Source organism: Amaricoccus sp. (assembly GCF_047602525.1).
GTDB lineage: Bacteria > Pseudomonadota > Alphaproteobacteria > Rhodobacterales > Rhodobacteraceae > Amaricoccus.
On the sequence record NZ_JASGHB010000001.1, the window covers coordinates 121,500 to 132,500 of the forward strand.

The window sequence follows — 11,001 nt, forward strand, 5'->3', positions numbered from 1 at the left end:
TGAGCCCGATGCCGACCCCCGCCCTGTTCGATCCCGACCTTCTCGCGCAGCGCCGGGCGCGGGCCGCCCGGATCGGTGGCGCCGACTTCCTGCAGGAAGCGGTGGCCGACGAGATCGCAGAAAGACTGCAAGAGGTTAACCGCAGCTTTCAGGCGCCGGCGATCGTCGGGCCGAAGGCCGCCCTGTGGCAGGCGCGCCTTTGCCTCCCCGGCGCGACGCTGGCGGACGACAGCGAGACGCTGGCGCTCGCGCCTGCCGCCCACGACCTCGTGGTGCACGCGCTGGCACTGCACTGGGCCAACGATCCTGTCGGGCAGCTGGTGCAGTGCCGTCGCGCGCTCCGGCCGGACGGGCTGCTGCTCGCGGTGCTGTTCGGCGGCGAGACCCTCACGGAGCTGCGTCAGGCGCTGGCGGCGGCCGAGGTGGCGACGCTCGGCGGGCTCAGCCCGCGGGTGGCGCCGATGGGTGAGATCCGCGATCTCGGCGGGCTGCTGCAGCGCGCCGGCTTCGCGATGCCGGTGGCCGACAGCCGGCGCTTCGACGTGAGCTATGCGGGCGCGGTCGAGCTGATGCGCGACTTGCGGGCGATGGGGGAGACCAACGTCCTGTGCGAGCGGCTGCGCCGGCCGATGCGGCGCGAGATGCTGGCGCGTGCGGCGGCCGCCTATGCCGCGGCGGCCGGGCGGCCGGACGGGCGCGTTCGGGCGACGTTCGAGGTGATCGTGCTGACCGGCTGGGCCCCGGCGCCGGACCAGCCGAAGCCGCTCCGGCCGGGCAGCGCCACGACCCGGCTCGAGGCGGCGTTGCGCGACGCCGGGGACCCGAAATCGCGGTAGAGCGATTTATGGCGATTCACCGATGCTTAAGACACCGGGGGCTAGGGTCAGGTACGCCCTTCCAAAGGAGCCCCGCGATGATTCCGCTTCCTCCGATTGACGCCTTCAAGCTGGCGGAGCCGGTCAACGGCCTGGCAGCCTGTCGTCTCGAGGCGCGGGCGCGGCTGCGCTTCAAGGTGGCGCGGGCGCTGGCGCAGGGGCGGATGGTGTTTCACTTCCAGCCGGTGGTGCGCGCGTCCAACCCGGGCTTTCCGGCGTTCTACGAGATGCTGGCGCGGCTGCAGCTGCCGGACGGGCGGCTGCTGGCGGCGGGCGCATTCATGCCGGCGGTCGAGGATGGCGAGCTTGGCCGGGCGATCGACCGTGCGGCTCTTGCGGCCGGGCTCAAGGCGCTTGCGGCGGACCCGCGGCTGCGGGTGTCGGTGAACGTGTCGCCGCTCTCGATGGGCGATGCCGGCTGGCTCGACATGCTCGCCGCCGCCCAAGGCGGTGCGGGCAACGTCTGCAGCCGGCTGATCCTCGAGGTCACCGAGACCGCGGCTCTGCGCGATCCGGAGCAGACCATCGACTTCATGCAGTACGTGCGCGGCAGCGGCTGCGCCTTCGCGCTCGACGATTTCGGGGCGGGTGCGACCGGCTTCCGGCACTTCCGCGACTTCCGCTTCGACTTCGTGAAGATCGACGGCAGCTTCTGCCGCGGCGTGCATTCGCAGCCGGACGCGCAGGTGCTGGTCGAGTGCCTCGCGGGCATCGCCCGGCACTTCGACATGGGGACGGTCGCGGAGCACATCGAGGACGAGGCCGATGCGGCCTGGCTGCGCGCCCGGGGCATCGACTGCTTCCAGGGCTGGCTCTACGGCCGGCCGGCCGCCGAGCCGGTTCTGCCGCCGCTGCACGATGTCACCGAGCCGACCCGCCGCGTCGGCTGAGCCCGGTCGACGCGCGTCCTGGACGAGTAGATGAAGCAGACAGTGGCCGCGGTCGATCGCGCCGGGTAAGCCGGCGGACCGGCCGGCGGCCGCTCAGCCTTCCTTGACCAGCTTTGCGAGCTGCGCCTGCATCGAGGCGAGCTGCTCCTTCAGCTCCTCGAGTTCCATGTCCTTGCGCGGCGCGCGGCCGGTGGACTTGCCCGGCATGCCGCCGGCGAACGGGGCGAACATCTTCAGGGCGTTCTCGAACCACTCCATGTTGGAGCGGGCCAGCGCCTCGAAATTCGCGAGCGCCGGGTTGGCCTCGAACGCCTGCCGCACCTGCTCGCGCATGGCCTCCTGATTGCGCGAGAACGTCTCCATCGACGCCTCGAGGTAGCCGGGTACGAAGCCCTGAAGCGAGTCGCCGTAGAGGCGGATGAGCTGGCGCAGGAACGCCGAGGGCAGCATCGTCTGGCCCTTGGCCTCTTCCTCGAAGATGATCTGCGCGAGGACGCCGCGGGTGATGTCCTCGCCCGTCTTGGCGTCGTTCACCACGAAGTCCTGACCCTCCCGCACCATCTGCGCGAGGTGATCGAGGGTGACATAGCTCGACTTCGCGGTGTTGTAGAGCCGGCGATTGGCGTACTTCTTGATGATGATCGGCTCGGCGGCGTTTTCGGTCTTCTCGGCCACTCGCATCTCCCCTAGTGAATGTGCCTCGCGCGGACGATAAGCTTATCGCCCGCGGGGCGTGGCGAACAAGGGTATTCTCGCAGCTGCGAGAAACCCGAGGGGTTCGGGGGGCGGAAATGGGAGCGGAACAGCAGGTGCGGCAGCGGCCCGGACCCTCGTCCGAGGACCGGGCCGCGCAGGCGCGGGCCTATCTGGACCTGTGGGAGCGCCAGCTTGTCCATGCCGCGGTGCGCAGCCGGCTCGGTCCCGCGGTCGCCGCCGGCCGGAAGGCCCCGGCGCCGGATCGTCCGTCGCGCGCGTGACGGGCGCGGGCGTGGCGGGCGAGGGGATGACGGGCGACATCGCCCCCCACCGGATGGGCGAGCCGAGCCCGCTGATCTTCCACCTGTCGGTCGCGCTCTCGGCCTATGGCCAGGCGCTGATGATGGCGCCGCGCGCCGACAGCCCGAGCTTTCCCTGGACGCCGGGGCTCGCACCGGAGCGGGGCGCGCTGGCCGGTCTCGACCAGACCGAGATCGCCGCCGAGATCGCCGCCCGGTTGCGCGCGACGCTGACCGGCATCGCCGTCTGGCAGGCGCATCCCTATCGGCGGACGCTCGGCGAGGCGCCGGCGATCTGGGCGGACGGCTGCACGCGGCTGCGGGACTTCGGCGCGCTGCCCGAGGCCGCCCGGCCGGACGGGCCGCCGATCCTGGTGGTGCCGAGCCTCATCAACCGGCCGTACATCCTCGACCTCGTGCGCGGCCGCTCGCTGCTGCGCTGGCTGGCGGGGCAGGGGTTCCGACCGCTGCTCGTCGACTGGGGCGAGCCCGGGCCGGGGGAGGCGGGATTCGATCTCGACTCCTACGGCGCCCGCCGGCTGGTGCCGGCGCTGGCGGCCGCGCGCGAGATCGCCGGCGGGCCGGTGCCGGTGATCGGCTACTGCATGGGCGGCACGCTCTCGGTCGGTCTTGCGGCCCGGGTGCCCGAGGACGTGGCGGCGCTGGTCGCGATCGGCGCGCCGTGGGACTTCTCGGCCAACGTCGGGATCGCCGGTGCGATGCGCTCGCTCTTCCGGTCGCGCGGGGCCCAGCGGGCCGAGCTGCTGCTCGAGTCGATGGGGGAGGCGTTCGGGCTGGTGCCGGTGACGTTCCTGCAGACGCTGTTCGCGCTGGTAAATCCGATGCAGGCGGCCATGAAGTTCCAGAAGCTCGCCCGGCTGGATCCGGCGGGGCCGGCGGCGGAGCTGTTCGTGGCGCTCGAGGACTGGCTCGCCGACGGGGTGCCGATGCCGGCCGCGGCGGCGCGCGACCTGCTCGTCGGCTGGCAGATCCGGAACCTGACCGCGGCGGACTCCTGGTGCTTCCTCGGCGAGCGGGTGGTGCCCTCCGCGATCCGCGTCCCGGCGCTGGTCGTCTGCGGCGAAAGCGACTCGATCGCGCCGCCTTCGCTGGCCCGGCCGCTCGCGGCGGTCCTGCCGCAGGCGGCGGTCAGGGTGGCGCGCACCGGGCACGTCGGGATGATCGTCGGCAGCGAGGCACGCGCGGCGGTGTGGCGGCCGCTGGCGGATTTCCTGTGGAACCATTGCAGTTGAGCCCGCCCCTGCCATGTGCGAGAGGGAAGAACGTCAGGGACGATTCGCCTGCGCCAAGCCGGAAAGGTGCCGCGGGCATGGAGGGGGAAACATGACCAAGGTAGTAATCGCGTCTGCCGGCCGCACGGCCGTGGGCAGCTTCAACGGTTCGTTCGCCTCGACCCCGGCGCAGGCTCTCGGTGCGGCCGTGATCCAGGGCGTCCTCGCACGCGCGGGCGTGTCGGCGGAGGAAGTGACCCAGGCGATCCTCGGCCAGGTGCTGACCGCGGCGCAGGGCCAGAATCCCGCCCGGCAGTCGGCGATCAACGCCGGCCTGTCGCCGTCGAGCACCGCGATCACCATCAACCAGGTCTGCGGCTCGGGCCTGCGGGCGGTCGCGATGGGCGCCCAGCACATCCTGCTCGGCGACGACAAGATCGTCGTGGCGGGCGGCCAGGAGAGCATGTCGCTCTCGACCCATGCCCAGCACCTGCGCGCCGGGCAGAAGATGGGCGACCTCGCGTTCATCGACACGATGATCAAGGACGGCCTCTGGGACGCCTTCAACGGCTATCACATGGGCACCACCGCCGAGAACGTGGCGCGCCAGTTCCAGATCACCCGCGAGCAGCAGGACGAATTCGCGCTCGCCAGCCAGAACAAGGCCGAGGCGGCGCAGAAGGCCGGCAAGTTCAAGGACGAGATCATCCCGTTCACCGTCAAGACCCGCAAGGGCGACACGGTGGTGGACGCCGACGAGTACATCCGCCACGGCGCCACGATCGAGGCGATGCAGAAGCTGAAGCCGGCGTTCGCCAAGGACGGCACGGTGACGGCGGGCAACGCGTCGGGCCTCAACGACGGTGCGGCGGCGGTGCTGCTGATGACCGAGGAAGAGGCGGCCAAGCGCGGCATCGAGCCGCTCGCGCGCATCGCCTCGTGGGCGACGGTGGGCGTCGATCCGGCGATCATGGGCACTGGTCCGATCCCGGCCTCGCGCGCGGCGCTGGAGAAGGCGGGCTGGAAGGCGTCCGACCTCGATCTGGTCGAGGCCAACGAGGCGTTTGCGGCGCAGGCCTGCGCCGTCAACAACGGTCTCGGCTGGGACACCTCGAAGGTCAACGTGAACGGCGGCGCGATCGCGATCGGCCACCCGATCGGCGCTTCGGGCGCGCGCATCCTCAACACGCTGCTTTTCGAGATGAAGCGGCGCGATGCGAAGAAGGGCCTCGCAACGCTCTGCATCGGCGGCGGCATGGGCGTCGCGCTCTGCGTCGAGCGCTGAGCCGTTGAAGGTCGGGGCCCTGCGGGGCTCCGGCCCCTCGACTTCAAAAAGATCATTTCAGGAGGAAGACCCATGGGACGTGTGGCTCTGGTCACGGGTGGCTCGCGCGGTATCGGTGCGGCGATCTCGAAGGCGCTGAAGGATGCGGGCTATTCGGTGGCGGCGAACTATGCCGGCAACGACGAGGCGGCGAAGGCCTTCACCGACGCGACCGGCATCAAGACCTTCAAGTGGTCGGTCGCCGACTATGAGGCGTGCGCCGAGGGCATCAAGGCGGTCGAGGCCGACCTCGGCCCGGTCGAGGTGCTGGTCAACAACGCCGGCATCACCCGCGACGGCATGTTCCACAAGATGACCCCGCAGCAGTGGAAGGAGGTCATCGACACCAACCTGACCGGCCTTTTCAACATGACGCACGGGGTGTGGAACGGCATGCGCGACCGCAAGTTCGGCCGCGTTGTCAACATCTCGTCGATCAACGGCCAGAAGGGCCAGGCGGGGCAGGCGAACTATTCCGCGGCGAAGGCGGGCGACCTCGGCTTCACCAAGGCGCTGGCGCAGGAGGGCGCGCGCGCCGGGATCACCGTCAACGCGATCTGCCCGGGCTACATCGGCACCGAGATGGTGCGCGCCATTGATGAGAAGGTGCTGAAGGAGCGCATCCTGCCGCTCATCCCGGTCGGCCGCCTCGGCGAGCCGGAGGAGATCGCGCGCGCCGTCGTGTTCCTTGCGTCCGACGACGCGGGCTTCATCACCGGCTCGACGCTCTCGGCGAACGGCGGCCAGTTCTTCGTCTGAGCCGGTCGGCCAATGATGCCGGGGCCGTCCTTCGGGGCGGCCCTTTTGCGTCGTGCCGTCCTCGGCGTCGTGCGGCCCCGCTTGCGGCGTGGCGCGGAAAGCGCCAAGTCTCGCGCGGAGGCGGCTTGGAGAGGGTGGCGATGAAGCTCGGGATACTCGAGACGGGGGACGTGGCGCCGGAGCTGAAGGCCCGGCACGGCGACTACCCCGCGATGTTCCGCGCCCTGCTCGGCGCCGTGGACGGCGAGATGGAGTTCGCCACCGTGCGGGTCGTCGCAGGCGAGATGCCGGCTTCGCCCGGGCAGGCGGACGCCTGGCTCGTCACCGGCTCGCGGCACGGGGTCTATGATGGCCTGCCGTGGATCGAGCCGCTCAAGGCGTTCCTGCGCGATTGCGTCGCCGCGCGGGTGCCGGTCGTCGGCATCTGCTTCGGCCACCAGATCCTCGCCGAGGCGCTGGGCGGGCGGGCGGTGAAATCCGATCGCGGCTGGCGCCTCGGGGTGCAGGACTATGACGTGGCGCCCGACGCGCCCGCCTGGGCGCGGGCGCTGCCGCCGCACTTTGCCATGCGGGCGCTGCATCAGGATCAGGTCGTGGCGCTGCCGGACGGAGCGCACGTGCTGGCCAGCTCGCCGACCTGTGCCTTTGCGGCGGTCGCCTACGGCGACCGGGAGCGGCCCGCGGCGATCTCGTTGCAGCCGCACCCGGAGTTCGGGCCGGAGTTCATGGACGAGTTGCTGGCGCTCCGGGGGGGCACGGCGTTTGCGACCGACCTCGCCGACACGGCGCGGGCGACGCTGGACCGGCCGGCCGCGGGCGACGTCTGGGCGCGGGCCATCGTCGACTATCTGCACGCCGCCGCCGGGCGGGCTGCGTGAAGACGGGTGGGAAGACGGGCCGGGCGACCGCGATCGGCTTCGGCGCGGTGTTGCTCTGGGCGCTGCTCGCGCTGCTGACCGTCGCGGTGGGGACTGTGCCGCCGTTCCAGCTGTCGGCGGTCTGCTTTGCGATCGGCGGCGCCGCTGGTGTCGTGTGGATTGCCGCCACCGGGCGGCTGGCAACGGCATTCCGTGGCGTGCCGCCCGTCGTGTGGCTCGTCGGGATCGGCGGGCTCTTCGGCTATCATGCCTGTTACTTCGCCGCGCTGAAACTGGCGCCGCCGGCGCAGGCGAGCCTGATCGCCTATCTCTGGCCGCTGCTCATCGTGCTCCTCTCCGGCCTGCTGCCCGGCGAGCGGCTGCGGGCGGGGCATGTGGCGGGCGCGCTGGTGGCGCTGCTCGGCGCGGGGCTCGTGGTGGCGGGGCCGGGGCAGGCGCTGTCGGCGGACTATCTGCCGGGGTATCTCGCGGCGGCGGCCTGTGCGCTGATCTGGTCGACGTACTCCGTGCTCAGCCGGCGCTTCGGCGCCGCGCCGACCGAGACCGTCGCGCTGTTCTGCCTCGCGACGGCGGCTCTGTCGCTTGTCGCGCATCTCGCGGTCGAGACGACCGTCTGGCCGCAGGCCGCGTCCGGCTGGGTGGCGATGGGCGCGCTGGGGCTCGGGCCGGTCGGGCTCGCGTTCTACCTCTGGGACATCGGCGTGAAGCGGGGCGACATCCAGCTGCTCGGCACCGCGTCCTATGCCGCGCCGCTGCTCTCGACACTGGCCCTCATCGCGGCGGGCTTTGCCCGGCCGAGCGCCGGGCTCGTCGCCGCGGCGGTGCTCATCACCGGCGGGGCGCTCGTCGCGGCGCGGGCCAGCCGGGCACCGGGCAGCCAAAGCGCCCCGGCGCCGGCAGCCGACGGCTGAGGCGCCGAGCCTTCCGTCACGGCACCTTCCGCGCGATGATCCGGGGCGCCGGCCGCCGGGTCGGCGCGAACGACAGAAACGGGAGGGAACCTCATGCGCACCCAGGTCGCCATCATCGGCTCCGGCCCCTCGGGCCTGCTGCTTGGCCGGCTGCTGACGCTCGCCGGGATCGACAACGTGCTGCTCGACCGTGTGGATCGCGACTACATCCTCGGGCGGGTGCGCGCGGGCGTGCTGGAGCAGGGCATGGTCGAGATGATGCGCGAGGCGCAGGCGGCCGAGCGGCTCGACGCCGACGGCCTGCCGCACGACGGCTTCGACATCGCGCTGAATGGCGGGCTGCATCACATCGACCTCGCGGGCCTGACCGGCGGCAAGCGCGTGACGATCTACGGCCAGACCGAGGTGACGCGCGACCTGATGGACAAGCGCGAGGCCGACGGCGTGCCGACGATCTACGACGCCGGCCATGTCACGCCGCGCGACTTCGGCGGCCGGCACCCGTGGATCAGCTACGAGAAGGACGGCGCCACCCATCGCATCGACGCCGACTTCATCATCGGCTGCGACGGCTTTCACGGGCCGAGTCGCAAGGCGGTGCCGCCGAAGGCGATCGAGACCTTCGAGAGGGTCTATCCGTTCGGCTGGCTCGGCCTGCTTGCCGAGGTGCCGCCGGCGCACGATGAACTGGTCTATGGCAAGCACCCGCGCGGCTTCACGCTGTGCTCGATGCGCTCCCGAACCCGCAGCCGGTACTACCTGCAGGTGCCGCTGACCGACCGGGTGGAGAACTGGTCCGATGACGCCTTCTGGGACGAGTTGCGCCGCCGCCTGCCCGAGCAAGTGGCCGAGTTGGTGGTGACGGGGCCGTCGTTCGAGAAGTCGATCGCGCCGCTGCGCTCGTTCGTTGCCGAGCCGATGCGCTTCGGCAACCTGTTCCTCGCCGGGGACGCCGCCCACATCGTGCCCCCGACGGGGGCCAAGGGGCTGAACCTCGCGGCCAGCGACATCCGCTATCTCTTCGATGGCCTGCGCGAGCACTATCTCGACCAGTCCCCGGCCGGCCTCGACGCCTATTCCGGCCGGGCGTTGTCGCGCATCTGGAAGGCCGAGCGGTTCAGCTGGTGGATGACGACGATGCTGCACACCTTCGCCGAGGACGATGCCTTCGGCCGGCGCATCCACGATGCAGAGCTTGCCTATACGCTGTCTTCGCTGGCGGCCCGCACGGCGCTTGCCGAGAACTACGTCGGCCTGCCGTATTGAGGCGACGCTACTCGCCCTGAGGGCAGCTGGCCGGGACGGCGTCCGCCAGCGGGCCGGCCGCGCCGACCGGGGCCAGATGCCCCGCGGTGATCCCGATCGGGCGGAACGGCGGCTCCTGGATCGACGGCTGCACCTGCCGGGTGGTGTAGCAGCCGGCAAAGGTGGTGACGGCGCCCGAGGCGGAGGTGGCGCGCACCGCCACCGGCACGGTGCCGTAGATGCTGCCGGCCGCGCCCTCGGTCGTCACCGGGCCGAGGGCGATCCCGACCGTGGCCGTGTCAGCGTATCCTGCGGAAAACGCCGGATAATCCGGTGGAGTCTCGAGATAGCCATAGGCGCGGGCGTACTCATGCCGCGCCACCGCGTTGTAGTACGAGCGGACCAGCGCCGCCGGATCCGAACGGTCGTCGAGGTAGGGCGGCAAGTCCTGCGCGAAGGCGGGGCCGGCAAACAGCAGGGCGAGGGCGGTCAGCATGACGGCAAGGGTTGCGCGCCGTCGCGGCCCGGGTCAAGCCGCCCCCTTGTCGCGGCCGGCCGCGCGACTACATGCCGGTGCATGATTCCGTTCTCGCTCCTCGACCTCGCCCCGGTTCCCGACGGCTCGACCGTTTCGGACGCGCTCGCGAACACCCTCGATCTCGCGCGCCACGCCGAGGCGCTCGGCTACCGGCGCTATTGGCTCGCCGAGCATCACAGCATGACGGGCATCGCCAGCGCCGCGACGGCGGTGCTGATCGGCCGCGTGGCGGCCGAGACGCGGACGATGCGCGTCGGCGCGGGCGGCATCATGCTGCCGAACCACGCGCCGCTGCAGGTGGCCGAGGCGTTCGGCACGCTGGCGACGCTGTTCCCTGGCCGCATCGACCTCGGCCTCGGCCGCGCGCCCGGCACCGACATGGCGACGGCGCGGGCGCTGCGCCGCTACCTCGCGGGCGCCGACAGCTTTCCGCAGGATGTCGTGGAGCTTCTGGGCTATCTCGGCGACGCGCGGCCCGGTGCGACGGTGCGGGCGGTCCCGGGGGAGGGGACGCAGGTGCCCGTCTGGATCCTCGGGTCCAGCCTGTTCGGCGCCCAGCTCGCGGCGCATCTCGGGCTGCCCTACGCCTTCGCCTCGCACTTCGCCCCCACCGACCTCGAGGCCGCGATCCGGGTCTACCGCGAGACCTTCCGCCCCTCGGTTCACCTCGCCGCGCCGCACCTGATGATCGCGGTCAACGTCTTCGCGGCCGACACTGACGCCGAGGCGCGCCGGCTGCGCACCTCGATGCAGCAGGCGTTCGTCAACCTGCGCACCGGGCGCCCCGGGCCGCTGCCGCGGCCGGTCGACGACATCGCCGCCGTCTGCGATCCCGCCGCGCTGGCGATGGCCGACCACGCGCTCGCCATCACCGCCGTCGGCGCGCCCCACTCGGTGCGGGCCGGGATCGGGGCGATTCTCGACCGATATCGGCCGGACGAGGTGATCCTGACGGGCCAGATCCACGACCACGCCGCGCGGCTGCGCTCCTTCACCATCGCGGCCGAAGTCCTCGCGGATCTGGACGTGCGGCCGGCTCTGGCGGCCGGCTGAAAGCCGCGCGCGGACGGGCGCCCTGCGGGAACGCGGCGGATTCGGAATAAGTTATTCCGAATGGTTTCAATGGATTGATGCTCGCTCCGCGCGTGAAATCGCCGAACTTCGCCGCCGGCTCCCCTGACCCAGAATCCAGTTGCGCCCGGCCGCTCCGGCTGGCGGAATGCGCCCCGGGTGGCCGCGACGCGCCGCCGGGAGGATCAGGATGAAGCTCGCCGCGGCCGCCTTTCCGATCGAGTGGCACTCCCGCTGGAACGACTATGTCGGCAAGCTCCGGGTCTGGGTGCGCACCGCCGCC

Annotated in this window: 13 protein-coding genes (1 of these 13 cut by a window edge); 11 read left to right on the forward strand and 2 right to left on the reverse strand. The window is 71.7% G+C overall.

Annotation, left to right across the window (positions count from 1 at the left end; all coding sequences use genetic code 11):
• Positions 1 to 8 precede the first annotated feature (8 nt).
• Together QM699_RS00740 and QM699_RS00745 are read left to right on the forward strand one after the other, a co-directional pair.
• Positions 9 to 836 (forward strand): methyltransferase domain-containing protein, encoded by an 828-nt coding sequence (locus QM699_RS00740; protein WP_415009379.1) that lies wholly within the window; start codon positions 9 to 11, stop codon positions 834 to 836.
• A gap of 77 nt (positions 837 to 913) precedes the next feature.
• Positions 914 to 1,765 (forward strand): EAL domain-containing protein, encoded by an 852-nt coding sequence (locus tag QM699_RS00745; protein ID WP_415009380.1) that lies wholly within the window; start codon positions 914 to 916, stop codon positions 1,763 to 1,765.
• 93 nt (positions 1,766 to 1,858) lie between these two features.
• Here the strand turns inward: QM699_RS00745 and phaR are convergent, their stop codons facing one another.
• Entirely contained in the window at positions 1,859 to 2,440 is a 582-nt protein-coding gene (gene phaR, locus QM699_RS00750) for a polyhydroxyalkanoate synthesis repressor PhaR (protein WP_415009381.1), read from the reverse strand.
• 116 nt (positions 2,441 to 2,556) lie between these two features.
• On the opposite strand from phaR, the gene QM699_RS00755 reads away from it, so the two are divergent.
• The 7 genes from QM699_RS00755 (at position 2,557) to pobA (ending at position 9,130) form a co-directional block, all read left to right on the forward strand.
• Positions 2,557 to 2,742, forward strand: a complete 186-nt coding sequence (locus QM699_RS00755; protein ID WP_415009382.1) for a hypothetical protein — start codon at positions 2,557 to 2,559, stop codon at positions 2,740 to 2,742.
• Positions 2,739 to 4,013 carry an alpha/beta fold hydrolase gene (locus QM699_RS00760; protein ID WP_415009383.1) on the forward strand — a complete coding sequence of 425 codons (1,275 nt, stop codon included), beginning with the start codon at positions 2,739 to 2,741 and terminating at the stop codon, positions 4,011 to 4,013. Before QM699_RS00755 ends, QM699_RS00760 begins: the two co-directional genes overlap by 4 nt.
• Before the next feature lie 91 nt (positions 4,014 to 4,104).
• Positions 4,105 to 5,277, forward strand: a complete 1,173-nt coding sequence (locus QM699_RS00765) for an acetyl-CoA C-acetyltransferase (RefSeq protein WP_415009384.1) — start codon at positions 4,105 to 4,107, stop codon at positions 5,275 to 5,277.
• Between the two features lie 72 nt (positions 5,278 to 5,349).
• On the forward strand, positions 5,350 to 6,075 hold the full coding sequence (gene phbB, locus QM699_RS00770) for an acetoacetyl-CoA reductase (RefSeq protein ID WP_415009385.1): 726 nt from the start codon (positions 5,350 to 5,352) through the stop codon (positions 6,073 to 6,075).
• Between the two features lie 140 nt (positions 6,076 to 6,215).
• On the forward strand, positions 6,216 to 6,953 hold the full coding sequence (locus QM699_RS00775; RefSeq protein ID WP_415009386.1) for a type 1 glutamine amidotransferase: 738 nt from the start codon (positions 6,216 to 6,218) through the stop codon (positions 6,951 to 6,953).
• Positions 6,950 to 7,864: a DMT family transporter gene (locus tag QM699_RS00780; protein WP_415009387.1), complete on the forward strand. Its 915-nt coding sequence runs from the start codon at positions 6,950 to 6,952 to the stop codon at positions 7,862 to 7,864. Before QM699_RS00775 ends, QM699_RS00780 begins: the two co-directional genes overlap by 4 nt.
• Positions 7,865 to 7,957: 93 nt before the next feature.
• Positions 7,958 to 9,130: a 4-hydroxybenzoate 3-monooxygenase gene (gene pobA, locus QM699_RS00785; RefSeq protein WP_415009388.1), complete on the forward strand. Its 1,173-nt coding sequence runs from the start codon at positions 7,958 to 7,960 to the stop codon at positions 9,128 to 9,130.
• Positions 9,131 to 9,137: 7 nt separating this feature from the next.
• Here the strand turns inward: pobA and QM699_RS00790 are convergent, their stop codons facing one another.
• Entirely contained in the window at positions 9,138 to 9,605 is a 468-nt protein-coding gene (locus QM699_RS00790; protein ID WP_415009389.1) for a hypothetical protein, read from the reverse strand.
• An 81-nt stretch (positions 9,606 to 9,686) separates the two neighbouring features.
• On the opposite strand from QM699_RS00790, the gene QM699_RS00795 reads away from it, so the two are divergent.
• The gene (locus QM699_RS00795; RefSeq protein ID WP_415009390.1) at positions 9,687 to 10,700 is read left to right on the forward strand and encodes an LLM class flavin-dependent oxidoreductase; all 1,014 of its coding nucleotides are present in this window, start codon (positions 9,687 to 9,689) and stop codon (positions 10,698 to 10,700) included.
• 208 nt (positions 10,701 to 10,908) lie between these two features.
• Positions 10,909 to 11,001 carry the 5' end (the start) of a nitrilase-related carbon-nitrogen hydrolase gene (locus tag QM699_RS00800; RefSeq protein ID WP_415009391.1) on the forward strand. 783 nt of this gene lie beyond the right edge of the window, so the window shows 93 of its 876 coding nt (coding positions 1–93); its start codon is at positions 10,909 to 10,911; its stop codon lies beyond the right edge, outside the window.